Source organism: Streptomyces sp. NPDC001020 (assembly GCF_053599115.1).
Window position 1 is genome coordinate 151,784 of record NZ_JBSFLQ010000012.1, and the last position, 26,244, is coordinate 178,027.

Annotated in this window: 21 protein-coding genes and 8 pseudogenes; 8 read left to right on the forward strand and 21 right to left on the reverse strand. The window is 70.4% G+C overall.

Features of this window, described 5'->3' with window-relative positions; translation table 11 throughout:
- The first annotated feature begins 115 nt into the window (after nt 1–115).
- Both ACWDEX_RS14510 and ACWDEX_RS14515 read left to right on the forward strand, forming a co-directional pair.
- On the forward strand, nt 116–811 hold the full coding sequence (locus ACWDEX_RS14510) for an SDR family oxidoreductase (RefSeq protein WP_450463638.1): 696 nt from the start codon (nt 116–118) through the stop codon (nt 809–811).
- Nucleotides 808–2,154, forward strand: coding sequence for an MFS transporter (locus ACWDEX_RS14515; RefSeq protein WP_450463639.1), 1,347 nt, complete (start codon nt 808–810; stop codon nt 2,152–2,154). The genes ACWDEX_RS14510 and ACWDEX_RS14515 overlap by 4 nt, the downstream gene beginning before the upstream one ends.
- A 723-nt stretch (nt 2,155–2,877) precedes the next feature.
- Here ACWDEX_RS14515 and ACWDEX_RS14520 read toward each other — a convergent pair.
- The 5 genes and pseudogenes from ACWDEX_RS14520 to ACWDEX_RS14540 form a co-directional block, all read right to left on the reverse strand.
- Nucleotides 2,878–3,111 (reverse strand): annotated as a pseudogene (locus tag ACWDEX_RS14520) (hypothetical protein); the annotation flags it as partial.
- Nucleotides 3,112–3,320: 209 nt separating this feature from the next.
- On the reverse strand, nt 3,321–3,875 hold the full coding sequence (locus ACWDEX_RS14525) for a hypothetical protein (RefSeq protein ID WP_450463640.1): 555 nt from the start codon (nt 3,873–3,875) through the stop codon (nt 3,321–3,323).
- A gap of 1,554 nt (nt 3,876–5,429) precedes the next feature.
- The gene (locus ACWDEX_RS14530) at nt 5,430–5,717 is read right to left on the reverse strand and encodes a hypothetical protein (RefSeq protein ID WP_450463641.1); all 288 of its coding nucleotides are present in this window, start codon (nt 5,715–5,717) and stop codon (nt 5,430–5,432) included.
- A 260-nt stretch (nt 5,718–5,977) separates the two neighbouring features.
- On the reverse strand, nt 5,978–6,427 hold the full coding sequence (locus tag ACWDEX_RS14535) for an ISL3 family transposase (protein ID WP_450463642.1): 450 nt from the start codon (nt 6,425–6,427) through the stop codon (nt 5,978–5,980).
- A 29-nt stretch (nt 6,428–6,456) separates the two neighbouring features.
- Nucleotides 6,457–6,882 carry a helix-turn-helix domain-containing protein gene (locus ACWDEX_RS14540; protein ID WP_450463643.1) on the reverse strand — a complete coding sequence of 142 codons (426 nt, stop codon included), beginning with the start codon at nt 6,880–6,882 and terminating at the stop codon, nt 6,457–6,459.
- Nucleotides 6,883–7,328: 446 nt separating this feature from the next.
- Here ACWDEX_RS14540 and ACWDEX_RS14545 point away from each other — a divergent pair.
- Together ACWDEX_RS14545 and ACWDEX_RS14550 are read left to right on the forward strand one after the other, a co-directional pair.
- Nucleotides 7,329–7,722 (forward strand): annotated as a pseudogene (locus ACWDEX_RS14545) (transposase); the annotation flags it as partial.
- A gap of 213 nt (nt 7,723–7,935) precedes the next feature.
- A pseudogene (locus tag ACWDEX_RS14550) lies at nt 7,936–8,117 on the forward strand (radical SAM protein); the annotation flags it as partial.
- A 100-nt stretch (nt 8,118–8,217) separates the two neighbouring features.
- On the opposite strand, the pseudogene ACWDEX_RS14555 reads toward ACWDEX_RS14550, so the two are convergent.
- The 12 genes and pseudogenes from ACWDEX_RS14555 to ACWDEX_RS14610 form a co-directional block, all read right to left on the reverse strand.
- Nucleotides 8,218–8,687, reverse strand: a pseudogene (locus ACWDEX_RS14555) (peroxiredoxin).
- Between the two features lie 38 nt (nt 8,688–8,725).
- Nucleotides 8,726–10,159 (reverse strand): aldehyde dehydrogenase (NADP(+)), encoded by a 1,434-nt coding sequence (locus ACWDEX_RS14560; RefSeq protein WP_450463644.1) that lies wholly within the window; start codon nt 10,157–10,159, stop codon nt 8,726–8,728.
- Between the two features lie 45 nt (nt 10,160–10,204).
- Nucleotides 10,205–10,801 carry an MFS transporter gene (locus tag ACWDEX_RS14565; protein ID WP_450463645.1) on the reverse strand — a complete coding sequence of 199 codons (597 nt, stop codon included), beginning with the start codon at nt 10,799–10,801 and terminating at the stop codon, nt 10,205–10,207.
- A 28-nt stretch (nt 10,802–10,829) separates the two neighbouring features.
- Nucleotides 10,830–11,450 (reverse strand): annotated as a pseudogene (locus tag ACWDEX_RS14570) (MFS transporter); the annotation flags it as partial.
- An 80-nt stretch (nt 11,451–11,530) separates the two neighbouring features.
- Nucleotides 11,531–13,030: an amino acid permease gene (locus ACWDEX_RS14575; RefSeq protein WP_450463646.1), complete on the reverse strand. Its 1,500-nt coding sequence runs from the start codon at nt 13,028–13,030 to the stop codon at nt 11,531–11,533.
- A gap of 82 nt (nt 13,031–13,112) precedes the next feature.
- Nucleotides 13,113–14,114, reverse strand: coding sequence for a proline racemase family protein (locus ACWDEX_RS14580; protein ID WP_450463647.1), 1,002 nt, complete (start codon nt 14,112–14,114; stop codon nt 13,113–13,115).
- Nucleotides 14,111–15,046 carry a dihydrodipicolinate synthase family protein gene (locus ACWDEX_RS14585; RefSeq protein WP_450463648.1) on the reverse strand — a complete coding sequence of 312 codons (936 nt, stop codon included), beginning with the start codon at nt 15,044–15,046 and terminating at the stop codon, nt 14,111–14,113. The genes ACWDEX_RS14580 and ACWDEX_RS14585 overlap by 4 nt, the downstream gene beginning before the upstream one ends.
- 50 nt (nt 15,047–15,096) lie before the next feature.
- Complete coding sequence (locus ACWDEX_RS14590) at nt 15,097–16,578, reverse strand: FAD-dependent oxidoreductase (RefSeq protein WP_450463649.1); 1,482 nt, start codon at nt 16,576–16,578, stop codon at nt 15,097–15,099.
- Nucleotides 16,578–16,949 carry a (2Fe-2S)-binding protein gene (locus tag ACWDEX_RS14595; protein ID WP_450463650.1) on the reverse strand — a complete coding sequence of 124 codons (372 nt, stop codon included), beginning with the start codon at nt 16,947–16,949 and terminating at the stop codon, nt 16,578–16,580. The genes ACWDEX_RS14590 and ACWDEX_RS14595 overlap by 1 nt, the downstream gene beginning before the upstream one ends.
- Entirely contained in the window at nt 16,946–18,154 is a 1,209-nt protein-coding gene (locus ACWDEX_RS14600) for an NAD(P)/FAD-dependent oxidoreductase (RefSeq protein ID WP_450463651.1), read from the reverse strand. Before ACWDEX_RS14600 ends, ACWDEX_RS14595 begins: the two co-directional genes overlap by 4 nt.
- Nucleotides 18,155–18,258: 104 nt before the next feature.
- Entirely contained in the window at nt 18,259–18,879 is a 621-nt protein-coding gene (locus ACWDEX_RS14605) for a helix-turn-helix domain-containing protein (RefSeq protein ID WP_450463652.1), read from the reverse strand.
- A gap of 153 nt (nt 18,880–19,032) precedes the next feature.
- A complete protein-coding gene (locus ACWDEX_RS14610) occupies nt 19,033–19,284 on the reverse strand; it encodes a hypothetical protein (RefSeq protein ID WP_450463653.1) in 252 nt (83 codons plus the stop codon).
- A 214-nt stretch (nt 19,285–19,498) separates the two neighbouring features.
- Between ACWDEX_RS14610 and ACWDEX_RS14615 the strand changes: the two are divergent.
- Nucleotides 19,499–19,684, forward strand: a pseudogene (locus tag ACWDEX_RS14615) (hypothetical protein); the annotation flags it as partial.
- A gap of 438 nt (nt 19,685–20,122) precedes the next feature.
- On the opposite strand, the pseudogene ACWDEX_RS14620 reads toward ACWDEX_RS14615, so the two are convergent.
- Nucleotides 20,123–21,215, reverse strand: a pseudogene (locus ACWDEX_RS14620) (IS3 family transposase).
- Nucleotides 21,216–21,415: 200 nt separating this feature from the next.
- Between ACWDEX_RS14620 and ACWDEX_RS14625 the strand changes: the two are divergent.
- From ACWDEX_RS14625 to ACWDEX_RS14635, 3 genes are all read left to right on the forward strand, one after another.
- On the forward strand, nt 21,416–22,246 hold the full coding sequence (locus ACWDEX_RS14625; protein ID WP_450463654.1) for an alpha/beta fold hydrolase: 831 nt from the start codon (nt 21,416–21,418) through the stop codon (nt 22,244–22,246).
- Nucleotides 22,247–22,890: 644 nt separating this feature from the next.
- Nucleotides 22,891–23,379 carry a hypothetical protein gene (locus ACWDEX_RS14630; protein ID WP_450463655.1) on the forward strand — a complete coding sequence of 163 codons (489 nt, stop codon included), beginning with the start codon at nt 22,891–22,893 and terminating at the stop codon, nt 23,377–23,379.
- 142 nt (nt 23,380–23,521) lie between these two features.
- The gene (locus ACWDEX_RS14635) at nt 23,522–24,439 is read left to right on the forward strand and encodes an IS5 family transposase (RefSeq protein WP_450463656.1); all 918 of its coding nucleotides are present in this window, start codon (nt 23,522–23,524) and stop codon (nt 24,437–24,439) included.
- On the opposite strand, the gene ACWDEX_RS14640 is transcribed toward ACWDEX_RS14635, so the two are convergent.
- The 3 genes and pseudogenes from ACWDEX_RS14640 to ACWDEX_RS14650 form a co-directional block, all read right to left on the reverse strand.
- Complete coding sequence (locus tag ACWDEX_RS14640) at nt 24,396–24,929, reverse strand: hypothetical protein (protein WP_450463657.1); 534 nt, start codon at nt 24,927–24,929, stop codon at nt 24,396–24,398. The two genes, ACWDEX_RS14635 and ACWDEX_RS14640, sit on opposite strands and share 44 nt — an antisense overlap.
- A gap of 124 nt (nt 24,930–25,053) precedes the next feature.
- Nucleotides 25,054–25,847: pseudogene (locus ACWDEX_RS14645) on the reverse strand (IS5 family transposase).
- A gap of 25 nt (nt 25,848–25,872) precedes the next feature.
- The gene (locus ACWDEX_RS14650; RefSeq protein ID WP_450463658.1) at nt 25,873–26,196 is read right to left on the reverse strand and encodes a hypothetical protein; all 324 of its coding nucleotides are present in this window, start codon (nt 26,194–26,196) and stop codon (nt 25,873–25,875) included.
- Between the last annotated feature and the right edge of the window lie 48 nt (nt 26,197–26,244).

Sequence of the window (26,244 nt, forward strand, 5' to 3'; positions counted from 1 at the left end):
CGTCACTATGCCTCAGCCGGCGGGGCGTGGGGTGACCCTGTGAGGGATACGCCTCAGCGGCGTACGAGTGAGGGAGGGCTGGGCAGCGGACGAGCATCACCGCAGGCTGCTCGCCATGACAACCACGCATCACGTGCCCGTACTGGCCGGCGCCCGAGTCCTGGTGGTGGGCACCGGAAAGATGGGGCTTGCCACCGCACGCCAGGCGCTCGCGGCCGGTGCCGACGTCACCCTGTCCAGCCGCTCCCGGGACCGTCTTCGGGCCGCACCACCCAAGGTGCGGACCGTCGTGGCCGATCCGGAGGATCCCGAGGACGCGGTCCGGCTGCTGGAGACAGGCGGGCCGGGACCGGTGGATCACGTCGCTGTGCTGGCGGGCGGTGCGTGTCCCAGCCCCGCCCGCGGTATCGCGGAGACCCCGGCAGCGGTCGCGGGCGAGGCGTTCGCCCGGTTCTGGCTGAGCTACCACCTCCTGCGGGCAGCAGTCGGCCGCCTGCGTGACGGTGGGTCGGTCACCCTGCTGTCAGGTTCCAGCAGCCGTCGTCCGTCGGACGGCCGCGGAGTGTGGGGGACGCTGCACGGGGCGATCGAGGCCCTCGCTCGCAATGCCGCTTATGAACTCGGCCCGATCCGGGTGAACGCGGTGAGCCCCGGCGGCATCGGAGTACACCCCGCCAACCGCCAGCTGATCCCGCACTCCGGACAGCCGGACGACGTCGCAGCCATGGTCCTCGCCCTGATGGCCAATCAGGCGGTCACCGCCACCGTGGTCGACGTCGACGGCGGCGAGTTCCTCGGCGGGACCGCATGACCGGAACCAACGCGCTGCCGAGGCACAGGCCGGACCTGGCGCTGGGGGTGCTGGCCGGTGCACTCGCCCTGGACCTGAGCGGTCTGGCGGTCCTCAACGCGGCCCTGCCCTGCGTCAAAGCACGCTTCGGCCTGGACGACGCGACCCTGCAGTGGGTCATGACCGCATACTCCGTCACCTTCGCAGGCTTCCTGCTGGTGGGCGGCCGGCTGGCCGATGTGTTCGGCCGGAGGCGGGTCTTCGAGGCCGGGGTCGCCTTGTTCACGACGGCCGCGCTGATCGGGGCCCTGGCGCCGGACACCGCGGTGCTGCTCGGCGCACGGGCAGTCCAGGGCATCGGCGCGGCCCTGTCCGGTCCGGCCGCACTGGCCCTGCTGACCGAGGTCTTTCCGGCCGGACCGGAGCGTAACCGCGCGCTGAGCGTGTACGCCGCGGTCGGCGCGGCCAGCTTCAGCGGCGGGATGCTGCTGGGCGGCGTACTGACCCAGTTCCTCGGCTGGCGGTCGGTCCTGTGGTTCTCGGTGGCACTCGGACTGACCGTGCTCACGGCGACGCGGACCGCACTGCCCCATGGGGTCGGCCGCCAAGGCACGCTGGACCTGCCTGGCGCGGTATCGGGCACGCTCGGCTTCGTGCTGCTCGTCGCCGGCGTCAGCCGGGACGGGGCGCAGGCATGGAGCATGCTTGGTGCCGCGGTGACCTTCCTGCTGCTCTTCGTTGTACGCGAACACCGCACGGCCGACCCCCTGCTGCCCCTCGCCCTCTTCCGGATCGCATCGGTGCGGGCCGCGACCACAGCGGCGTTCCTCCAGTACGCGGGCTCGGTCGGGCTGCTGTTCTTCGCGCCGCTGTATCTGCAAGGGATGCTGGGCTACTCCCCGGTCGAGTCCGGTCTCGCCTTGGTGCCGATGTCGCTGACCGTGTTCCTCACGGCCACGTTCGCCACCGGACGGCTGCTGACCCGACACCGTCCGCGCACGCTGATGGCCGCCGGGCTCTCTCTGATCGGCGCAGGAACGGCGCTGTGGCTGAGCACCCCGCATCACGGCAGCTACGCGCAGCATGTGCTGCCCGGTCTGGTGATCAGCGGCATCGGCCAGGGACTGACCTTTCCCGCGATGACGTCCGCCGCGCTCGCCGGCGTCCCGCCCCACCGACACGCGGTCGCCGGAGCGGTGAACGTCATCGCACAGCAGATCGGTGCCGGCGCCGGAGTCGCGGCCCTGGTCCTGGTCGCAGCGACTGACGACAACCGGCTGGCGGGCTATCACTTGGCCTACCTTGCCGCCGCCGTCGCCTGCGGGATCGGTGCTGTGGCCATAGCGATGCCGCGGCGAACATGAGAGCGCGAGACGCTGCCGTCCCCAGCACTCCGCACAGGGCCGACCGCAGGTGCGGCTCGCCTTCGCTACGACGGACCTCTCATGAGACACGTGCGAACTGCCCCGCGAGGAGGTGGCGAAGCACGTAGCCAGGGAACGTGCTCAGCCTCTCCGCCCTGCGCGCGGCCAAGCGCTACCTGAACCCGAGGGCCTGCTCAACCCCGGCGCCCCGAACCTGCCCCCCACGCCCATGATGCCCACATACCGTCCGATACGGACCAAGTGGGGACGACGAGCAGGCCTGGTCGAAATCAGGAATCGTCATCAAGGGCGGAGTTCACCAGCAAACTGTGGGGCTGAGGTACCCGCCACTGTGCCGCCGGTCCAACGTGGTGCTGTGCCGTTTCCAGTGGAAACGGGCCACGTTTACGATCCACCTCCCCGACACCGGCCGGCATACGCGTACCGAACCCTGGCGGTGTGGCGGGCCGGTCGTCCTGGCCGCGATCACGGACCGGGAAGGACGCTGGTGGAAGGCCATGGAGTGCTGCTCCCGGTGCGCGGCTGCCATCCCCGGCTCGCCCTGACGCTGGCCACCCGGTCCGACGCCTCGGGACGCCTCGGCCCAGGCGGCCAGGGCATCGCCCTGCCCGCTCTCACCGCCCGGGTTCCGGTCGATCCCGGTGAGCTGCGTCAGCTGGTCGACCAGCTGACGCAAGCAGACTGGCTCACCGACGCCGCCCCGCAGCCCTCCAGCTTGCATGCGCAGTACGCCCCGGGCCTGGGGGCGTGGGCGGCGCGTAGGTGGGCCTTGAGGTGGGCGATGGCGGCCGCGCGGCCGGCAGTTGCGGACGGCAGGCGCTGCTCGGCACAGGCAGGGCGGCTGCACGAGATTCGCACGGCCGCACTGCCCCGGCCAGCGGCGTCCAGGCGCACTGTCCAACGGCGCCCCGGCACCCGCTCGTCCAGCTCGCTCACCGCGGCCTGCGTCGTCTCAGCCTTCCTCCCGTGCCGTGTCTGCGATGCATGCCGCCACTTCCCGCCGTGCCGGGCGTGTGTGCGGTCGGCGAAGCCACCGTATGCGGCGCAAGGGGCGAAGGCTGGTGAACTCGCCCTGATTTCCGGCATGCAAGACCGTCGCATGCGTTGCCCGGCCAGCACCTGCCCTCGCGCCGCGCGTTGTTCGTTCAGCAGTGCGGGGTGTGACAGTTCGGGTCGGTGCAGCTGCCGGCCAGCGCCAGCGTGCGGTCCTGCGGGGGCGCGTCCAGCCACTCCGCACGCATGGCCTGGAGCCGGTCGACGTCCGAGGAGAGTTCTGGCACCTCGGACCGCAGCGCGTCGGCCCATTGCTGGGTGAGCGCCTGCCCGTTAACGTACAGCTCCCCGTCCCGGCCTCCGACGGCGAACAGCACGCCGCCCCTCTGGGCGGGGATCACCATCGCGCCCACCGGCTCGGCGACCTTGCCCTGGCGTACCAGCACCGCGGTGGCGGCCTGAGCCTCGGCCAAGGCTTCCTCGTCCACCGTCGGCATGGGATCAGGGCCAGCGGGCGCCAGCAGGTGCATCACGCCGTCCTGGGGCGCACCGTCCAGGCCGCGGCCGGCGAGCTGGTTGTTCTCGTAGAAGGTGACCATCCCCGCCAGCAGCGGCATTTCCTCCCGCAGCCGTTCGGCCACCGACGGCGTGAGCCGTTCGCCGTTGGCCAGTACCTGTCCGCTCCTGCCGACCGCGACGGAGAGCACCTTGCCGTCCGGGGTGAAGTGGTACTCACATCCGTGCCGCCGGCCATCAGCCCGGTGTCGATCGCCCGGTCCCACAGCCGCATGACCCGCTCGACTTCCACCTGCGGGAACGGCGGCGCCGCCTGCGGCTGGACCCCAGGCTGGCGGCGCGCGTCACGCTCCGCGCGCTTCTTCTTGATCCGCCCCCATCGGCGGTCTCCCTTGCCCGTCGGCCGGCCCTGCCGGTCAACGAGCACCCCGCAGCTGCGGACACGACCGCGCCACCCGACCGGTTCCGCTTGCGCAGTAGTGAACCCGGCACGGCTAATGGCTGAGCAGGAGGCATGGGCCTGCCGCCTGACGGACCACAGCCCGCTGGTAACGGATCCCATGTACGACGGCATTCTGGAGCCCCTGTTCGAAATCTTCGAGGAAAAACACCGCTAGAGATCGACTGGCGCCGTAGGATCGGGGGCGCCAGCAGGCTGGCGTCCAGCAGGACCGGACGCCGTGGCCTGCTTGACCGTCAACCACCCAGGGGGAGTTTTGATGATCCGTCGCTATGCCACTATCGCCGCAGCCACGCTGCTGGCCACCATCGCAGCATCTACCGCGGCGTTCGCGGGCACCGCTCCCAACACCCCGTGACCTGAGCATCCGCGGGCCGGTTCCTCCACGGGGCCGGCCCGCAGTGCTGTGCGCGTGCTCAGGAGGTGAGCGAGCTGCGCGGCTCCGCGCGGGTTTCGTCCCGGCGTACCTCTCCGACACCGGCACCGACGCCGCCGACGTCCTCCCAGGAGGCCGGCGGTGTACGTCCTCTTCATCGTGCTGACCAGTGCGTCCCATACTCGCGCGTTCACGGATCCGCCTCATGCGCGGCCGATGATCTCCCCGACCCTGCCACGCCGGACCTGGTGGTGTCAGGGCGTTGATAGCCAGCCGCTGCATCGACGTCCCATTCCTGCACTGACTCACATGTGGTTGGCAGCCAGCCTGCTGGCGGGAGCAGTGACGGTCTACGCTAAACTTGATCTTGAGCTGGTCGTCCGTAACTCGGGTCGACTGGTGGTGCGTTGGTGGCCTAAGGAAAGACGCCCCGCTTCCTGCGGGGAGATGCAGGTGCAAGGCCTGCCCGGTGCTCTGATGCGAGCCCCATCCTGCCTCTGGGCGGGGTGGGGCTCGTGCGTTGAGGCTGTCGGCACCTGCGCACGCCGCTCGTGCCCCATCACGTCGGGGCCCTATGCAGTAGGCCCACAGTGCGATGGGGAGCATCTGCTCAGCCACTTGCCTCTTGATGAGGGGTTGTCATGCGCCCAGCCCGCCGCGCCGTGTCCTCCGTGCTGTTCGCCTGTCTACTGCTTGCCGGCTGCTCGTCGGGCGGTAGCACCGCTTCGGCTGGTGGCGGGAGCCGCGTGGCCGGCCCCACAGGAACGGCGGCCTCAGGTGACGCGTCCTCGCAGGCGATTCCCTTGGCTTTGTTCACGAGTTTCGGGTTCTGGCACAGATCTTGGGGAACCGTCGCGGAGAGTGACGACTTTGTTCGATTGCAGGGGAAGGTCACGAGCCCGAGGCCCGTCAGCGTTCACGCATTCTGGTCCACCACCAGCCGAACACCGCCAACTCGATGTAGTTGGGTTCCGGCAAGGTACGGCGCTCGAATTCCGCGTCGATGCGTGTGATCAGCCGTCCCAAGTCCCTTTGGGCTCTGGGAGGAAGGTGTAGCGTCGCCCACTCCAGATCATCACGAGCGTCTTCCACCTCTATCCCGGGCGAATAGGCCTCGGAGGCGTTCAGGTAGCGACCAGGCTGCTTGAAGGCCCACTCGAAGCGAGAGAGCGCAATCGCGACCGCGTTGGGCCGCATCTCCTGGTCCTCGACCCGGCGGATCGCTGCACGAGTCCGCGCGGAGACGCCGGGGACCCTCAGGACCGGATACTGCCATCGTGGCCGCCACTGCTCTGCGCGAACGGCCTTGGGACGCCTACGCGGCATCGCCCTTTCGGATCAGCATGCGGTCATCCTGCCACGGCTGGACCCCTGCATGGCCCCGTCCGCACGCCCGCGCGCGGCAAATGGTCCTGCTTCTTGGTTCTCGCGCAGATCTCGAGGTGCGTCTTGGAGCGCTACTGGAGCAGGATCAGTTTGCGTAGGAGCTCGAATCCGGCCCGCCCGTAGAGCTGCCGCTTGATCCTCTTGATGCGGTTGACGGCGCCCTCGATGCTGCCGGAACTCCAGTCGAGGGTGAGGCCGGCGGTCACGGCGTCGAGGTCCCGGCGCAGGTGGAGTGCGAAGCCGGTGAGCCCGGGTATCTGGCTGGCGTCGACGGTGTCGATCCAGGCAGGGAGCGTGGCGCCGAGGCGGCCGGTGAGCATCTCGCCGAAGTCCCGGACGTGTCCGGTCGCCGTGTCCAGTTCGGGGCAGCGGGCCAGGACGTCCTTCAGGCCGGCCCGGTCCTCCTCGCTCAGGGTTGTGGGATGCCGGGTGAGCCAGCCGGTCACCTGCCGCACCGTCGGCGGCCGCGGCGGTGCGGCGTACGGAACCCCGCGCAAGGTGGCGATGTGCGCGCGGACCATGCCGTAGGTGACCGGGGCGTGCTCGGCGATCAGCTCGTCGTGGAGTCGAGTGACGCTGGTGCATCCTCGGCAAATCGCCGTTCCAGGTAGGTCCTGTAGGGGTCCAGTCTGCTGGGCCGGGGCCGGTTCTCGCGGATGGTGTCCTGCCAGCGTGCGGCGTTCGCGTACCGGAGCACGGTGTTCAGTCCCCAGCCCAGGTGCCGGGCGATCGCCCGGCGTGAGTGGCCCTGGGCGAGCATCTCGTGGACCAGGGCGTGGGCGGCCTTCTTGCGCGCGGCCCGACGGCCGGCGGGCTCCGTGTCGTCTTGCGATCGTCCTGAAGGCGGTCGGGTGGCCTCCGGCAGCGTGCCGCCGGGCACCGGGGTGCGCAGGCAGTCGCGGTGGGCGGCGACGCAGGTCTTCACGGCGCGGCCGAGACCCTGCCACAGTCCGGCGCGAACAGTCCGCCGACCCACAGATAAATCTTCGCCACCGGCGAGTTCTCGCTGCCCAACGCACGGAGCATCGATGACCTGAGGCCAGAGGGCAACCTCGCCGCCGGCAGGGATGTGCTGAAAGCGCACGGAAGGGGTCTTCGCGGGCGCTGTGACCCGCCTGCGCGCTCGCCTCGGCCTGCCCGCGGGCGCGCCCTCGGCACCGGTGGACGTTCGGCCGGTCTTCCACGGCTTCAGCCCGCTGGTAGTGCCGCGCCCTGAGGACTGGCCGTCGTGGGTTGAAGTGGCGGGCGGCCGAGCGCCGGCTCGTCCCGCCAAGGCGAGCCCCACCCGTTCCAGGTCGCGGTTCAGCCGCGTGGTGAACCGCGCGTACGGCGCGGCCAGCCGGGAGAACGGCTCGGCGAACGACGTCGCGGGACGAGGCTCAGGCGCTGACGAGGGCGTACGCGGACGGGCTCGCCGATGGGGTGGCGGAGGCCGTGGCGGGCGGAGCCGATCTACTGCTCCATCGCGTGGTCGACGTGCTCCCGACCCGTGAAGCCGCAACGGGCGGATCGAGATCCAGCCCAACTCGATCCCCGGCGACGACGATGAGACTGGGCGACGGCGGGCTGGATGTCACTCGTGCTGTCTTGGAGCGGGCTCTGGACGCCGAGATGGCAGAACAACTCGGCCAAGAGAAGCACGATCCGGTCGGCCGCGGGTCCGGGAACAGTCGCAAGGGGGCCTTGCTCAAGACTGTTCTGCCCGATGCTGGCGCGGTCACCGTGGACGTCCCCCGCAGCCGAAAACGGATGCCTCGAGCCGCAGCTGGTGCCCAAGGGCGCGATGCGACTGGCCAGCTTCTACGAGCAAGACCTCCCGGAGCCCGGTGCAGGTGTCGCGTTCTTGCGAAAATCGGTGTCTGCACGCTCTGGCCGCGGCCGGCGCCTTGGACAGTAGTTGTGCGGACCTCCTGGTCGACCGAGCACTCGAGCCAGGCGGCGGCACGCGCCAGCAGGACCGCGCCGTCCGATGTCGCCTGCCAGGCGACGCCGCACAAGGCGGCCGGCCGCCCGTACACCGGTGTGAAGGGAGCCCACGACCCCGCTCGGCAAGGCCAACCCGCAGGGCGCGCCGCTGGTAGTACCACATCAGGCTCCTGGAGGCGTACCGCTCCACGATGGAGGACTTCGGTCTCTCCTCGCCGCCTGGCTACGGTCCGGCGGGCGCGGGGCCGCGCGTTGGTCTCCGTCAGCTCGTTCATGGACAGCCTGGCGCTTGAAGGCGGCCAAGGCGGAGTGACCCTGCCCTGGGCCCCCGGCACCGGGAGGCCAGGCCGGAAGTCCAAGAGCTCCGGCGCCGGGAGACGAGTCGTCAGGCCGTGCGCTCGCGCAGCACCGCGAGCGCACGGTCGGCATGGGAGCTCATCCGGAACTCGCTGCGCACTTCGAGTTCGACCCTGTCCTGCGCCACCACGAACGTGGCCCGCTTGGTCGGCGCCAGCGAGAAGCCGCGCGCGACGCCGGACCTCCCGCGCACCTCGCCCTCCGGGTCCGACAACAGCGGGAACCCGAGCGTGTGCTTCCCGGCGAACTCCGCCTGCCGCTCCACCGGGTCACCGTTGACCCCGACCGGCCGCGCGCCGACGGCCGCGAACTCGGCGGCGAGATCCCGGAAGTGGCACGCCTCGGCCGTGCAACCGGGTGTCATCGCGGCCGGGTAGAAGAACAGGACGACGGGCCCCCGCTCAGCAGCCCGGACAGCGAGGTCGGGGTACCGCTCTCGTCGGGCAGGGTGAAGTCCTCGACGGTCCCACTTCGACGCGCTTGCTTGACGGTAAAGATCTCCGGGAAGCGCCCCGGCCACGACAGCCGCCGCCCCGCTACGCGTCGACCCGCTGCGGCACCTCCCAGGGGTTGTCGTCGCGCAGCGGCGGCGGCAAGAGTTCCTGGGGCCACGACTGGTAGGCCACCGGGCGGAGAAAGCGCTCGATCGCGGCGGTGCCGACGGAGGTCGTGGTGGGCGCGGTGGTGGCGGGGAACGGTCCGCCGTGCTGCATCGCGTGGGTGACCGAGACCCCAGTGGGCCACTCGTTCCACAGCACCCGGCCGCTGCGCTCGGCCAGCGCCGACGTCAGATCGGTGAGGTCGCCGCCCTCGTGGGGCTCGCCGTGCAGGGAGGTGGTGAGCTGCCCCGGCAGCGATGCGATCACGGCGGCCACGTCCTCAAGACGCTCGTACGTCACGACCAGGCCGAGCGGCCCGAAGCACTCCGTGGCCGCCGCCCCGATGTTACCGGCGAACGTGTCCAGGTCCATGGCGAGCAGCCTCGGACCGGGCGATGCCTCGTCATCAGGCCACACCAGCTTGCGTGTCGACGGGAGCGAAGCGAGCCGGCGCGCTCCGTCCACGTAGGCGGCGCTGATCCAGTCGCCGAGCATCGGCGCGGTGGGTGCAGCCTGCAGCCGCCGCACGATCTCGTCCACCGGCCCGTCGGCGGGCGTGAACAGCAGGCCCGGGTTGGTGCAGAACTGTCCCGCGCCCAGAGTGAGCGAACCGACGTAGCCCTCGGCGATCTCCGCGCCACGGGCGCGGGCCGCTTCCGGGGTCACCACGACAGGGTTGACGCTGCCCAGCTCGCCGTAGAACGGGATGGGTTCGGGGCGGTCGGCGGCGATGCGGGCGAGTGCCAGGCCGCCGCGCTCGGATCCGGTGAACGCGGCGGCGCGCAGGAGCGGGTGGCGCAGTGCGTCCACCCCGGCCTGCTCACCCTCGATCAGACTGAACACGCCCTCCGGAGCGCCGACTTGGGCCAGCGCCTTCTGGACGATGTCGGCGGTGCGGCGGGACAGTTCGAGGTGGCCCGGATGGGCCTTGACGATCACGGGGCAGCCCGTCGCCAGAGCCGACGCGGTGTCGCCGCCGACCACGCTGAAGGCGAACGGGAAGTTGCTGGCCCCGAACACCAGGACCGGGCCGAGCGCGGTGCGGTAGCGACGCAGCTCGGACCGCGGCCCGGTCGGCCACTGCGGGTCGGCGCGGTCGATGCGGACGTCGAGGAACGTCCCGGCCCGCAACTCCTCGGCGAAGAAACGCAGTTGGAACGCGGTGCGCTTCAGTTCGCCCGTGAGGCGGGGCGTGCCGAGGTGCGTCTCGGCCTCGGCGAGCGCGACCAACTCCGCCTGCTCTGCCTCCAGCGCGTCGGCGACGGCGTCCAGGGCGTGGGCGCGGGCCGTCGGTGCCGCCTCGGCCCACTCCCTGGCCGCGGCGGCGGCCGCGGTCACGGCCAGGTCGGGGTCGCGTGCGACGGTGTTCATGGTGCTTCCTCTTCTCGTTGATTCCCTTGAAAACAGGATGAGTTGCTACGCGTCGTCGGGGAGCATCGAGCGTCGGCTCGTCTCCGTTGTACGGGCGATGACCAGGAGGGCGGCGACCGAGACCCCGGCGACGTACCAGGCCGGGGCGATGGTGGAGCCGGTCCGCTCGATCAGGAAGATCGACAGCAGGGGCGCGGTGCCGCCGAAGAGCGTGAACGCCAGGTTGTAGCTGATGGACGCGCCCGTGTAGCGGGTGCGGGCGGGGAACAGTTCGACGAACGCGGCGCCAGCCGGGCCGAAGAACATGCCGAGGCTCAGCGCGAGCAGCCCTTGGCTGACGATCGCGGTCGTCAGGCTCGCCTGCCCGGCCAGCAGATAGGCGGGCACCGCGAACAGCGCGTTCAGCACCGCTGCCAGTTGGAGCCCGCGCTTGCGGCCGATGCGGTCGGAGAGGGCCGCCGCGAGCGGCACCGTGACGAACGTGAGAGCGATGCTGTTGGACAGCAGAGCCGCGGACTCGCTCATCTCGATGGTGACCGTCAGATACGTGAAGAAGTAGCCGGTCAGCGAGTAGTAACCGAGGCTGGCGACTGCCGCGATGCTGAAGCAGACCGCCATCTCCTTCTTGTGCTCGCGCAGCACTCCGTATCAGCGTGGACGTGATCCGCTTGCTCTCCTTCACCGCGGCGAACGCCGGTGACTCGTCGACGCGCGTCCGGATGTAGAGGCCGACGACGGCGAGCGGGGCGCCGAGCAGGAACGGCACGCGCCAGCCCCAACTCGCGTACGCGGCACTGCTCGTGGTGGTGGTGAGGACGTAGACGAGCAGGGCGGCCAGGACCGGCGGCAGGTTGGACCACGTGTAGACCATGCCGACGGCGAGACCCCGCCGCTTCGGCGGCGCGTGCTCGGCGACGAACGAGTGCGACCCGATGGTCTCGCCCGCGGCGGAGAAACCCTGGGCGAGGCGCAGGACGACCAGGAGCACCGGCGCGAGGACGCCGACCCGTGCGTACGTGGGCAGCAGGCCGATCCCGGTCGTGGCGCACCCCATCATGAGGATTACCAAGGCCAGCACCCGCTTGCGCCCGATCCGGTCGCCGAGGCTGCCGAGCAGGAACGCCCCGACGGGACGCATCACGAACCCCACCGCGTACACGGCGAACGTGGAGAGCAGGGCGACGAACGTGTTCGCGTGGGGGAAGAAAAGGGTGGCGATGACGGGTGCCGCGTAGGCGTAGACCGCGAAGTCGTACCACTCGACGAAGTGGCCGATCGCCGAGGCCGTCATGACCTTTCTGATGGTGCGCGGGTCGGGCTCGCCGGCTGTCTCGCCCGTCGTGGTGGAGTGGACGGCGCCCGGTCCGGCGATCACAGGGCGGTCCTTTCGCCCGAGTCGGCAAGCTCGTCCCGCGCCGGGGCGTGGGGCTTGTTCTCCTCCGAGTGGCGGACGCTGAAGGAGAAGTAGACGATCAGTCCGAGGGTCATCCAGACGGCGAAGCGCACCCAGGTGACCCAGTCGAGGTTGGCGATCAGCCAGAGGGAGAAGGCCACGCCGACGGCCGGGACCAGCGGCACCAGCGGGGTGCGGAAGGAGCGCGGCAGGTCGGGCCGCGTCCGGCGCAGCACCACGATGGCGATGGCGACGACGGTGAAGGCCGCCAGGATGCCGATGTTGGTGAGGTCGGCGGCTTCCCGGATGGGCAGGAATCCGGCGATGACCGCCGAGCCGATGCCCACCGGCCAGATCACCCGGGTCGGCACGTGCCGCTTGGCGTGGTTCTTCGCGAAGTAGCGCGGCAGCAGCCCGTCGCGGCTCATGGAGAACCAGACCCGGGAGACCGCCAGCATGTTGGCGAAGGCGGAGGTGGTGATGCCGATGATCGCGCCGACCGCTACGACGATGCCGAGACCTCCCAGGCCGACGGAGCCCAGGGCGCTGGAGAACGGGCTCTGTGTGTCGATGTCGCGGTAGTTCTGCATGCCGAGCAGCACGACACAGACCAGCAGATAGATGACGGCGGCGATCGCCAGGGAGATCACGATCGCCTTCGGCAGCACCTTCTTGGCCTCGGCGCTCTCCTCGGCGGCGGCGCTCATCGCGTCGTAGCCGTAGACGGCGAAGAACGCGGTCGCGGCGCCGGTGAACGCGCCGCCGATCCCGAAGGGCAGGAACGGCGAGTAGTTGCCCGCGGAGATGTGGAAGGCGCCGGCCACGACGACCAGGGCGACGATGCCGAGCTTGATGACCACGAGGATCGTCTCGAAGCGCGCCGACTCCTTGGTGCCGCGCGAGAGCACGAAGGCGAGCAGCAGACAGAGCACGGCGGCGAACAGGTCGACCTTGTGGCCGGACCCGGTACCGGGCGCGCCGAGCATCCAGGACGGCAGATCGATCCCGATCCGCTCCAGGATGTACGAGAAGTAACCGGACACCGCGATGGCCACCACCGCGACGATGGCCGTGTACTCCAGGAGCAGGTCCCAGCCGATGAGCCACCCGACGACCTCGCCGAGCGCGGCGTACGAGTACGTGTAGGCGGATCCGGCCTTGGGGATGATGCCGGCGAACTCGGCGTAGCACAGCGCGGCAGCGGTGCTCGCGATGATGGCGACGAGGAACGAGATCAGTACGCCGGGACCGGCGTCCTCGTGGGCGACGACGCCGGCGAGCGAGAACACTCCCGCACCGACGAGACCACCGAGGCTCAGGGCGACGAGCTGCCACAGTCCCATGGTCCGGCGGAGCCCGCCCGTGCTCTCCTCCTCGGAGGAAGAGACGGGCTTGAGGCGGAAGATTCCTTGCCGGGAGAACAGGCCGCCGGGCGGGGCCGCTCTTTCCGGACGTATTACTGGAGTTGAACGGGACATGAGGGTCCCTCCGTGAATACGTAGCGGGCGCGGGGACGAACGGGTGCGCCCCTTGGGATGGGGCACGCGCGTGGGGGCGTCTTCAGAGCACGAAACCGTGCGGAAAGGGGTCGCTCGGGTCGAGCAGATAGTTCGCGGTGGCGGTGATCCATGCCCGGCCGGAGAACTCGGGGACGACCGCGGGGAGTCTGCCGACCTCGGCGGCCTTCAGGAGTCGGCCGGTGAACTGCGTGCCGATGAACGACTCGTTGACGAACTCGGTGTTCAGCGGCAGCTCGCCGCGCGCGTGCAGCTGGGCCATGCGCGCGGAGGTGCCGGTGCCGCACGGGGAGCGGTCGAACCAGCCGGGGTGGATCGCCATCGCGTTACGGGAGTGCCGCGCGTCCGACCCCGGGGCGATGAACTGGACGTGCTTGCAGCCGCCGATGAGCGGGTCGGCCGGGTGCACCGGACGGTTCTGCTCATTGATCGTCTTCATGATCGAAAGCCCGGCGGCGAGGATCTCGTGCTTGCGCGCCCGGTCGAACGGCAGCCCCAGCTGGTCGAGTTGGGCGATGGCGTAGAAGTTCCCGCCGTACGCCATGTCGTAGCGGATCTCGCCGAGGCCGGGGACCTTGACTGTCGCGTCGAGTTCGAGCGCGAACGACTCGACGTTGCGCAGGGTGACCTTCTCGGCGCGGCCGTCGGTGACCGTCACCCGCGCCTCGACGAGCCCGGCGGGCGTGTCCAGACGGACCAGGGTCTCCGGCTCGGTGACCTCGACCATCCCCGTCTCCACGAGGACCGTGGCCACGCCGATGGTGCCGTGGCCGCACATCGGCAGGAAACCGCTGACCTCGATGTAGAGCACACCCCAGTCGCCGTCCGGGCGAGTCGGCGGCTGGAGGATCGCCCCGCTCATCGCCGAGTGCCCGCGCGGCTCGTCGACCAGGAACCGGCGCAGCCCGTCCAGGTGCTCCATGGCGTAGCGGCGGCGCTCGGCCATCGTGTCGCCTGGGATCGGGCCCACCCCGCCGGTGACGACGCGGGTGGGCATGCCCTCGGTGTGCGAGTCGACGGCACTGATCGTACGGATCGACCTCATCGGGCGGACTGCGCTTCGAGCGCGGAGATGGCGCGGGCCATGTCGGCCTCGACCTGCTCGCGCATCTGCGCGGTGAGCGGGCCGCGCGGCGGACGGCAGGGGCCGCCGAACCGGCCGACCTGCTCCATGCCGAGCTTGATGGCCTGCACGAACTCGGTGCGCGAGTCCCAGCGGAACGCGGCGACCAGCGGCTCGTACAGGGCGCGGGCCTCCTCCAGCTTGCCGCTGGTGGCAAGCTCGTACAGCCGCGCCGACTCGGCGGGGAAGACGTTCGGGAAGCCGGCGAACCAGCCTGTGGCGCCCATGAGCAGGCTCTCCAGGACGACGTCGTCGGCGCCGCTGATGACCTCCAGGCCGGGGGCCTGCTCCTTGATCTCCAGGACGCGGCGCACGTCGCCGGAGAACTCCTTGATGGCGACGACGTTCTCGATCTGCGCGATCTCCCCGACCAGGTCCGGGGTCAGGTCGACCTTGGTGTCGATCGGGTTGTTGTAGACCATGACCGGCAGGCCGACGGAGGCCACGGCCTCGAAGTGGGCGAGGACCTCGCCGCGGTTGGCGCGGTACATGGTCGGCGGCAGGCACAGCACGCCGTCGGCGCCGTCCTCGGCGGCGATCTTGGTCCAGTGCCTGGCCTGGTGCGAGCCGACGCCGTGCACGCCGACGACCACGACGCCCGAGTCACCGACCGCTTCCTTCGCGGTCTGCGCGACCTTGCGGCGCTCGTCGTCGGTCAGCGACGAGTACTCGCCGAGGGAGCCGTTCGGGCCGACGCCGCGGCAGCCGTTCTCCACCAGCCAGCGGCAGTGGTCGGCGTACTTGTCGTAGTCCACGGCAAGGCCGGCCGGGGCGGACGCGTCCTCGTAGTAGGGGAGGGCGGTGGCCACCACCACGCCGCCGAGGGACAGGGACTGCTTCTGGTTGTCGCTCATGAACTCTGCTCCTGGGAAGGGGAATTGGCAGGTCAGGGGGGATCGAATGGTCAGGGGTTATGAGGGGAACAGCCGTCGGGGGACGGCTCGGGGGCGGCGGCCAGTTCGCCGAGCCGGATGGGCTGGGCGATCGGACGCCGGTGCGGTACGGGCGTGGGCAGGCCCTCGACCGGCCGCTCGGCGGGCCCGCCGGAGAGCCGGGCGTTCAGCTCGGCGACCGTGGGGCCGCAGATCCGGGCCTGGCAGGGGCCGAGCCCCGCGCGGGTCTCCAGCTTGGCGACCCGCGCCGAGGCGCTTTCCGGGGTCGTGGCGGCCCGGAAGAGGGAGGCGTAATCGGCCTCCTCGCAGCGGCAGATGACGGTCTCGCGGCGCAGCCATTGGGACCAGGCCGGGCCGATCGGGTGCGCTCGGGCGAGGCGTGCGGCGAACGCGCGCCCCTGGTCCCGGCTCCGCCGCAGCGGCCGCAGCGCGGACGCCTCCGGATCGCCACCGGCGGCGAGCCACCCGGCGAGCGCGCCCTCGGCGCGTGCGGCCGGGGCGCCCGCGATGCCGGTGATCTCACCGGCCGCGTACACGCCGGGGACGCTGGTGGCCTGGTCGACGTCGACCTCCACGAACTCGCCGTCCGCAGTGTCGCGCAGGGCGCATCCGGCGGCCACCGGCAGCTCCAGCTGCGGGCTGAAGCCGTGCGTGACGCACGCCGCGTCGACCGCGAGCGTGCGCTCGCTGCCCGGGACCACCGACCAGTCCGCGCGCAGCCGTGCCGTGACGACCTCCTCGACCCGACCGTCGCCACGCGCCTCGATCACGGTGCGGCCGGTGCGGTAGGGCACCCGCTTCCGGATCAACAAGGAGGTGTACTCGGCGAGTTCACCGCTCTTGCCAGCCTGGGCCGCGAGCTGCCAGGGGCGCAGCGACCAGCCGCGGGCGACGGTGCCCGGCGTGTTGGCCTCCAGGACTTCCAGGACCTGGGAGCCGGCTTGGAGCAGCGAGGCGGCCACGGGCAGGAGGAACGGCCCGGTGCCCGCGACCACCACACGGTCCCCGACGACGACCCGCTCACCCTTCGCGAGCGCCTGCGCGGCGCCGGCGGTGAAGACACCGGGCAACTCCCAGCCGGGGAACGGCAGTACGCGGTCGTGGGCGCCGACGGCGAGCACGAGGGCGTCGGGATCAAGGGTGAGGCGCCGCCGTCCGCCGCCGTCCACGGAACCCCGGAGGACGTGGACGCGGGGAGGGCCGGGCTGCTCGGGATCCGGACGTTCGAGGGCCCACACCGAGGAGTCGGGCCACCAGCCGCACCGCGGGTGGGTGAGCACCCGGCGACGGCGCCGTTCGAAGGCCCGCCAGCCGTGGTGCAGGACCTCCGGGTGGGTGGCTTCGTACGCCTCGGGCAGCATCCGGTGGTACTGGCCGCCGGGCTGGTCGGACGCGTCGATCAGCGTCACCCGGCCACCGGCGCTGAGGGCGGTCTCCGCGGCGGCGAGACCCGCGGGGCCCGCGCCGACGACCACGACATGACGGTGCGTCATCACTCCTCCGTTCCGATTCCGGGTGCGTCGGGAATCTCAGGTTCGGCTTCTGGGCCGGGAGTTGGGTTGGCGTCCTGCCTGCTCTGGGTGGTCACCACGTCGCCGTCACGGGCGCGGCGGCGGCAGGCGCGTACGTCGCGGTCCTCGCCGACCGTCACGAGGCAGTCGAAGCAGACGCCGATCCCGCAGAACACCCCGCGCGGCGCGCCGGTGCGTCCCCGGCGCCAGGCGAGCCGGTCGGCGGCGAGCATGACGCCCGCGATGGTCTGGCCCGCGATCCCGTCGACGGGTTCGCCATCGACGGTGATCCGCAGGGGCAGCTCCTGTCGCCCGACGGCGTCGGACCCGGCGCCGACACGTCTGGGGCTCATGCCGTCTCCTCCTTCTCGGGGTTCTCGGGGTGCGCGCTCTCGCCCAGTACCGCCGGACGGTCCACGCGGAACGGGGTGGCGTCCATGTCCGTCGGCTCGCCGAGCATCAGATTCCGCAGCAGTCGCCCGGTGCCCACGGACAGACCGATCCCGGCGCCCTCGTGACCGCCCGCGTGCCACAGCCCGTCCAGGCGCGGGTCGGCGCCGATGACCGGGAGATGGTCGGGTACGTACGGCCGGAAGCCGCCGTACGCGCGCATCACCGGAACCCCGGCCAGCGTCGGGAACAGGTGCAGTGCCTTCGCGGCAACGGTCGAGAGGACCTCGGGGCGGAGCCGGTCGTCGAAGCCGACGCGGCGGCGCGAAGAGCCAATGAGCACGCTGCCGCCCCGCGTGGACTCCACGACCGCGGAGGTCTGCAGATCCTCGGCGCTGCTGCCGACCGCACCCACGTAGTCGGCGTCGTAGACCTTGTGGAAGACCATCGGCGGCAGCGGGGTCGTCACGAGGACATCGCCGCGGCGGGGCCGTACGTCCACCGGCGCGCCGAGGCGGGCTGACAGCTCACCGGACCAGGGCCCCGCGGCGTTCACGAACCAGTCGGCCTCCAGCAGGCCGGCCGAGGTGCGGATCCCGGTGATCCGGCCGCCGCGGGTGACCGCGCCGAGCACCTCGCAGCCCGTGCGCAGCGTCGCGCCCGCGGCCAGCGCGTCGCCGAGCAGGGCGGCGGCGGCTCCGGCGGGCTGCACCTGCGCGTCCTCGGGGTAGTGCAGGGCGGCTGTCTGCTCGCGGGTGACGTAGGGCTCGGCCTCGGCGAGTTCCTTCGCGTCGAGGACGTCGGCGCGTACGCCCGCCGCGCGCTGGTCGGCGGCGAACCGGGTCAGCCCTTCGGCGCCGGCGCCGGTGGTCGCGACGACGATGCCGCCCTTGGGCTCCCACTCCACCGCGTGCGCCGCGGACGCGGAGCGTTCGGCGACGGCGGCGAGTACCTGCGGCCACAACTTCCGTGAAAGCTGGGCCAGTTTGAGCTCGGGTCCCGGTCCCTTGTCGGAGACCAGCACGTTGCCCTCGCCGTGCGACGTGGTGGCCGACGCCGCGCCGCCGCGGTCGACGACGGTGACCTCGAGCCCGGCCAGGGCCAGCTCGCGAGCGCAGGCGGCGCCGACGATCCCGGCGCCCAGCACCGCCACTCGTGTTCCGTTCATCGAACCCTCCGTGTTCGGTAAAGCGAACAGAACCTACGGCGGGAGTTCGGAACGTGTCAACGGTCGAGTCGCATCGACTTTGTCGGGCCGCCTCGCCCGGGTGGTCACCCCTCCGCGGAATGGGAGGCGGGGACCTCCAGGGAGGGGTCCGACAGATGCAGCCGCTGATCTGCCCGGTACTGGAGCAGCAGGACCGAGTGCACGTCACCGTCGAGGGCCGTGTAGCTGTGCGGGGCCGAGGCGTCGAAGCCGACGTAGTCACCCGGCCCCAGCTCCACCTCGTGCCCCTCGACCTGTACGCCGAGCCGGCCGGCCTGCACGATGGTGTGCTCGGTTCCGACATGGCCGAGCGACTCCTGCCGGCGATCTGCCCGTACGCGCTGGTCGAAGACCTCGAAGACGGCGTCGCCGACCTCTATCCGCTGCAGGGGGCGCAGGTCGACGCCTTCGCCGCTGAGTGCCTCCACCTCCTGGGCGCGGACCACGGTCAGGCCGCCGGTGGGGCGCGCGTCCAGGAGGTCGGAGACGGCCACCTCCAGGACGCGTGACAGGCTGAACACCGTCTCGATGGTGGGGTTCCCGGTGCCCGACTCCAGCTGCGACAGCGTCGCCTTGCCGATCTTCGAACGCCGGGACAGCTCGGAGATCGACAGTCCTCGCTCGGTCCTGGCCCGTCTCAGATTGGTGGCCAGCATGCCCCGGATCGAGTTCTCGGAGTCGCTCACAGCTCTCCCCTTCTCTTCAGTCGTCGTTCGATATACCGTACGCTGCAGTCGTCGGCCGTTCGTTATTCAGATCAGGATCGGGTTTCCGTCGCGGTACCGCAAGGAAAGTGACTCGCCGGGGGCCGGGTGCGGCAGGCATCTCCCGGCGGCTCCTCAGCCCTCCGCCGTGTCCGGAGCGAAGATGTCCGTGTCCTGCCAGAGTTCGTCGACGTGGGAGATCGCCGACCGGCTCTTCGTCGGGTCGACGGCGCTCAGTGCGGCGGCGAGCCCGTACGACAGGCTCATCGCGGCCGTCATGGACGGGAGCTGGGAAACTCCCTCGGCCGGGACGGTCAGGGCGTGATCGGCCAGCTCCGCGGCGGGGGAGTGGCGCGTGTCGGTGATGGCGACGGTCGTCGCGCCCACCCGGCGGCCGTACCTCCCGCGGATGCTTGCTTCCCCCGGTGCGGGCTCCTGCGCCGCAGGGGCAGGCAGATGCCGCAGACCGCATCACCCCACCTTGGCGCGCCCGAGCGAAACAGAGAGCCCGAAGTACGATTTCCGTTCGATTGAGAGTACGGCTCTGGAAGGACGCGCCTTGAGCGCCCAACTGAAAGACACCGCAGTGCAGTTGGCAGACATGCTCTGGCGTCGGCACACCGTGTACCGGGAGCGGGCCGGGGGTGGGGTCATCCGGGGAGAGCATGTGCAGCGCTGGATCAGGCTTGCCCTCTCGGGTCGTAAGGACGAGATCCTGCTCCGTGCGGGCCGTATCCTCGACGGCGGCATCACCGCTCCGGCGCGTTCGGAGACTGTCGTACTGCTCTATGTCCTCCAAGACCGCGTACCGAACACCTTCTCCCAGTAGGCCAGCCGCCGATGAATGACCGATCAACATTGATGGCAGGGCAGCCACCGGTCCCGCTCCCGCACGTCGGTGGGCGGCAGGCTCGCACCGGGCGACGGGAGGTCTCCGAAACCGTCTCGACCTGTGGTGATGCGGCTGGCATCGTCCTCATCGCTGCCCCGAATCCGGGGCGGGGGAGGAGCGGCCCCCGAAGGTCCGCTGGTAGGCGAAGGAACATGAGAAGAATCCCGGCCCATGGGCTGCACGTCCTCGCGGCCGTCGTCCTGCTCGGGGACTAGAGGACGCCCGCTGCGGCGGTCACGACGACGCCGGGGGACACCGCCAGCACGGCGTCCACCCGGGAGTCGGTCCGGGCGATGGGCCTTCCACCCGGAAAGTGGACACCAGTTCGTATGGTTACGCGGCGAGTGTCAGGGCAGCTGATCGCTGCTCGTAGGCGACGGGGCTGAGCTGCCCGTTCGCCGAGTGACGGCGTCTGGTGTTGTAGCGCGTCAGCCATCTGAAGACGCGGCGCCGGCAGGCGCCGGGGCCGCCGAAGCGGCGGGCGCCTTGGAGCGTCTCGCGTTTCAGGGAGGCGTGGAAGGACTCGCAGGCGGCGTTGTCCGCGCTGGTGCCGACAGCACCCATGGACTGAGTGAGGCCCAACTTGGCGCACGAGGCAGCGAATTGACGGGGCCCGTACTGCGCTCCGTGATCGCTGTGGAAGATGGCGCCGTCCAGGCTGCCGCGGGTGGAGGCGGCCATCGTCAGCGCGTCGGCGACCAGGTCGGTGCGCATGTGATCGGCGATCGACCAGCCCACGATCCGTCGGGAGAAGCAGTCCAGGACCGTCGCGAGATAGAGATGCTCGCCGTCGCCGACCGGCAGATACGTCACGTCGCCCATGTACTTCAGGTTTGGCGCGTCAGCGGTGAAGTCCCGGTTGAACAGGTCCGGCACCGGCGTCCGTAACAGCTCCGGCACGGTCGTACGCACGCGCTTGCGCAGGCGCACGCCGGTGATGCGGAACTTGCGCATGACGCGCGCGACCTTCTTCTCGTTGATCCATGCCGTGGGTGTCACGGAGCTCGGCCGTGATCCGCGGGGCGCCATACGTCCCCTCGGAGTCCGTGTGGATGGCCCGGATCTTCTCGGCCAGGTCCTCGTCGGCCTGCTCACGCTCGGCGCGGGCGTCACGCCCGTCTTGCCACTTGTAGTAGCTGGAGCGGGCGACCTCAAGGAGTCGGCACAACCGCTGGACCTCGTGGGTCTGCCGGTGGTCCTCGATGAACTGGCAGCGGTTCACCAGGTCATCTCGGTCGCGAAAAACTTCGTGGCCTTGCGCAGGATGTCGCGTTCCTCGGCGAGCGTCGCGTTCTGTTTGCGCACCTGCTTCAGCTCGGTGCGCACCCAGGTCCTCCGCGACCCCGGCCAGGGTCAGGTCCGCATCAGACAGGCACAGCGCGACGGCGTCCGCCTTGAACTCCGGCGAGTAGAACTTCATCACCATAAGGGACATCTTCTCTCCGGCCCCAGGTCAGAGGCCGGATCAAGGTGTCCACTCCCCGGGGGGAGGCGCCGAGGTCCCTTCGGCGCGTCAGGCCACCCGCGTCCACGCATGACCCCGGAAGTAATCGACCCGCTCCACGGGCTGGGCGAGGATCGATGACGTACCCACCAGCCAGCGCCACCGGACACAGGGAGACCGCCATGCCGCACTTCACCAGCCCCGTTGACGGCACCCGCCTGCACTACACGGACTACGGCCCCGCCGACGGACCGGTCGCCGTCTTCCTCAGCAGCTCCTACCTCGGTACGCAGATGTGGGAGTACCAGACGCTGCCTCTGGCCGAGGACGGTTACCGGTGCGTCGCCCTGGACCGCCGCGGCCATGGCCGCAGCGAGGACGTGTGGTGCTTCGACCTCGACACCCTCGCGGACGACGTGCAGGGCCTGCTGGACCACCTGGACGTGCGTGAGGTGACCCTGATCGGGCACTCTCTGGGCGCCGCCGAGATCGTGCACTGCCTGACGCGGCACGGCACCGAGCGGGTGACCCGTGTCGCCCTCGTCGCCGGCATGGCCCCCGGCATCATCCGCACCGACAACAACCCCGCCGGCGTCGACCAGGCCAAGCTGCGCGCCGGTCACGAGGTCTTCCGCCGGGACCGGCCGGCCTTCTTCAACGACGAGGACGCGATCCGCGACTTCTTCGTCCTCGACCGCAACGACCTCTCCGCCGCCTACGTCCGCTTCCTGGTGGACCGATGCCTGGACTCCACCGCCCGGGGCGCCAACGCGGCCAACGCCGTGGTCGCGGGCCTCGACCTCGCAGCCGAGATGCCGAAGCTCGACCTGCCGGTGCTGGTCGTGCACGGCTCGCACGACGCCTCCGCCCCGCTGGAGTTGACCGGCCGCCGCTCCGCGGCCCTGATCCCGGGCGCCGTACTGAAGGTCTACGACCACGCCGGTCACGGCCTGTTCGCCACCCACGCCGAGCAACTCACCACCGATCTGCGGAAGTTCCTGTCCGCTGGATGAACGCGCCGGATCCGGGCGGCGCCCAGGCCGCGAACGGGTCCCCGCCCGTCCCGAGCTGCAGCCGGCCCAGGGCGACCGCGAGCGGGCCGCGGCCACCGTCGTCGGCATCGACGCGTCCTTTCTCGACAGCCGCCGCATCACCGACCGGCTGGCCACCATCCGCGGACTCCGGCCGCTACAGATTCTGCTCACCCATGCCGCGCCCAGACGCCGAAGGGGAATGGGCGGCCGCCACCCCTCCGCTCGGCACCAGCCCTACCACCATGCTGTGTGTGCTGCGCCGGCTCGCCCGAAGGCGCCACCGGGCCCGCGTCCTCACTCAGCTGATGAGCTACCTGCCCACTGCCGTCGATGTCGGCTACCTCCGCCACGACTTCGAAATTCCCCTGCCTGGACCGGACTTCGCCTCCCGCGTTACCGCTCTCCTCCACGACGCTCGTCAAGATCACCTCGACGACTTACCGGAAGCCGGTCGACGACGTCCTGATGAGGGACTACCTCGCCGGTCTGAAGAGGCTGCTCCTCCACGCGTGTCAGAACCAGTTGACCGCTGACCAGGACTAAGTGGCACCTGCCTGTTCATCGGCCCGCCAGGCGCACAGGCAGAAGGACGGGTCCTCCTGGGCGGAGCTGGCCGCGGCGCGGTGCTGCTCTCCTGCGCGGCGGTCTCCGCCCTAGTGGCCAACGCCGTACTCGCCCGGATTCCGCGTGCAGTCGCCCCCGACACGATCATCTGGGCCAGTGCCCTTGTCCAGGCCGCCGCGCTGGCCTTGGCCACTGTGGGATCACCCGTCGTTGTCATCGTGGCCGCACTCGTAGCGGGGATCGGTGAAGGACCCCAGATGGCCGCCTTGTTCGCCATCCGCCACCGGGAGGCTCCAGAACACCTACGCGGCCAGATCTTCACCACTGGCGCCAGCTTGAAAATCACCGGATTCGCCCTGGGCGCGGCGGTTGCCGGATCGCTCATGGCCTGGTCCCTTCCAGCCGCCGTGGCCCTCGCAGCAAGTGTGGCGGCCCTCGCAGCGCTGGCTTTCTTCACGATCCCGTCGGCAACCATCAAGGCGCTGAGCGCGGGGTCGCCGTACGCGCGTACCGGTTCCCCCACCGACTCCCCAGACAGCCGGCCCTAAGAAGCTGTTGTCTTTTCGATCTTGAGTGGTGGCGGTCGAACACGGGTGCCCGGTTGGGTGATCTGGTCGTGGCCAGGGCATGAGGACGGGACCTCCTGAACAGCTCGTGGGTGTCGAATCCAAAGAGCAACAGGAGGCCCCGGTGCCGCAGTCTTCCGTGTCGACGGCCGGGCAGTCCAACTCGGCTGCTCCATCGTGTGATTGCCTCGCGCACGTGTACGGCAACGCGGCCGACCGGCCCGAACGGCAGCGCCGGTACCCGACGGACATGACGGACGCGGAGTGGGCCGAGGTCCGGCCGCTGCTTCCGGTGCCGGGCTGGCTGCGCGGGCGGGGCGGCCGGCCGGAAGGGTACTGCCACCGCGCGCTGCTGGACGCGGTCCGGTATCTCGTGGACAACGGGATCAAGTGGCGGGCGATGCCCGCCGACTTCCCGCCGTGGGACCGGGTATACGCCTTTTTCCGCCGCTGGCGCGACCACGTGCTGGTCAAGGAGTTCCACGACCGGCTGCGCGCCAGGGTCCGCGAGAGGCTGGGCCGCGATGCGGAGCCGAGTGCGGGTGTGATCGACTCACAGTCCGTCAAGGCGGACGCCGTCGTCGGCGTGGACAGCCGCGGCTTCGACGGCGGCAAACTGATCAACGGCCGCAAGCGGCACGTCGTGGTCGACACCCTCGGCCTGCTGCTGGGCGTGATGGTCACCGCCGCGGACACCGGCGACCGCGCCGCCGCCCACGTCCTGCTGAAGCAAGTGGCTGACTCACACCACCGCCTCGCCCTCGTCTGGGCCGACGGCGGCTACACCGGCAGCCTCGTCGAGCACTGCCTGGCCACGCTCGCGCTGGTCCTGGCAATCGTCAAACGCAGCGACGACATGCGCGGCTTCGTGGTGCTGCCCAAGCGGTGGATCGTCGAGCGCCTCTTCGCCCACCTGATGCGAAGCCGCCGCCTGGTGCGCGACTTCGAGCGCCGCACCACCAGCGCCGAGGCGATGGTCTACTGGTCGATGACCCTGCTCATGACCCGCCGCCTGGCCCGGACACGCCCGCAGCGAGCGTGAACCGGCCCGGCTGCCGCTCAGCCAGCCAGCCGCGCGCGACCAGGCGTTTCGCCTTCGACCGTAGCGCCTCCACCCGCGCCGGCACCACGTCCATGCCGAACTGAGCGGCCATCTCCTGGCAAGTCAGCGGCCCCTGCCCAAGCCGGACACGGTCCGCGAGAGCCTGCAGGATGCGCTGGTAGTCCACCGACAGCACCGACCAGGAAAGACCCTCACGCCACACCGGCACCTGCGACTTCGGCTTCGCCGCATCCCCAGACACCGACCGCGCCTCCGCACCCCGCGGATCCTCGGGGACCTCCGTATCGGCGGTGCCGCCGTCCGGAACCAGCACCGCATCGACCCGCCTGCGGGTAATCGCCCACTCCTGCCACTCCTGCTCGGCCTCGGCGAGCGCGGCCTGGATGCGGTCGGCCTCCTCGCGCAGCTCATCGACCCGACGGCGAGCGGCGAGCTCATGCCGTTCCAGCAGTCCGACGACTGACGGCATTCGTGACCTCCCGGGGAGCGACGACCCGACAGGCCACCACTCCCACGGAAACCCCACTCCTATCCCCGACCAGCGGAAACACAGCGATCACGTCTGGAAAGACAACAGCTTCTAAGACGTCGTCTCATTTGGTGAGTCTGCGGTAGCAAATGAGGGTGCAGGCTATGGCGGTGAAGGCCAGGAAGTGCTCGGCTTTGCGCTCGTAGCGGCGGTGCAGGCGACGGCAGCCGGCGAGCCAGGACACGGTGCGTTCGATCGTCCAGCGGTGCCGGCCCAGTCGTGTTGAGGACTCGATGCCCTTGCGGGCGATGCGGTGTCGGATGCCGCGCTTGCGGAGTCATCGGCGCAGGTGGTCGTAGTCGTAGCCCTTGTCTGCGTGGAGCTTGGAGGGCCGTCGCCTGCGCGGGCCGCGGCGTGAGCGGATCGGTGGGATCCCGCGTACGAGTGGCTCGAGTGCCTGGCTGTCGTGGAGGTTCGCACCGGAAATGCCGATGGACAGGGGCAATCCGGCCCGCTCAGTGATCAAATGGATCTTGGAGCCTTTCTTGCCCCGGTCTACAGGATTCGGACCTGTCAGCTCCCCCCTTTCAGGGCCCGCATGTTCACCGAGTTGATCGCGCAACGCGACCAGTCCAAGTCACCACGCGAGCCCAACTCGTCGAGGACCAGCCGGTGCAGCTTGGCCCACACCCGAGCCTCGGACCACTCGGTGAAACGCCGGTGCACGGTCGGTCCCGACGCGCCGAAGACCGGCGGCAACTGCCGCCAGGTGCAGCCCGTCGCGGCGACGAAGATGACCGCCGCGAGGACCTCGCGGTCACCGTGGCGTCGACGGCCCCCGCCCTGTGGCCGCGTCGGGGGTGGAGGCACCACTCGCTGGAAGAGGTCGTACAACTCGTCCGGCACCAAGCGTTCCACTATCAGCACCAAGTCAGACTACCGATTACGCCAAATGAGACAACCTCTTAGTCTTCAACGCGGCCGCCAGAGAGTGCAGGTTGACGCGCGGCTCGCCCAGTTCGTCGGGGATCTGGGCGATGTAGTGGGTGACCTTGCGCTGCTTGTCACGGACCTTGTCCGTGAACACGCTGCCCGGGATGGGACCGCCGTCGGCGCCTACGCGGTCGGCCCACCACTCGTGGTCGGTGGGATTCTTGCGGCGCTGCTCCGACAGGTCGGGGGTGACCTGGACTTCCTTCCAGCCGGGTCCGCCCTCGCGCCCGTATAGCCGTGCCACGGCGTGGATGTGCACATCCGTCTCGTCCACGCTGAAGGCGGCCGCGACGACCTCCTTCGTCAGCCCGGTGATCGGCCG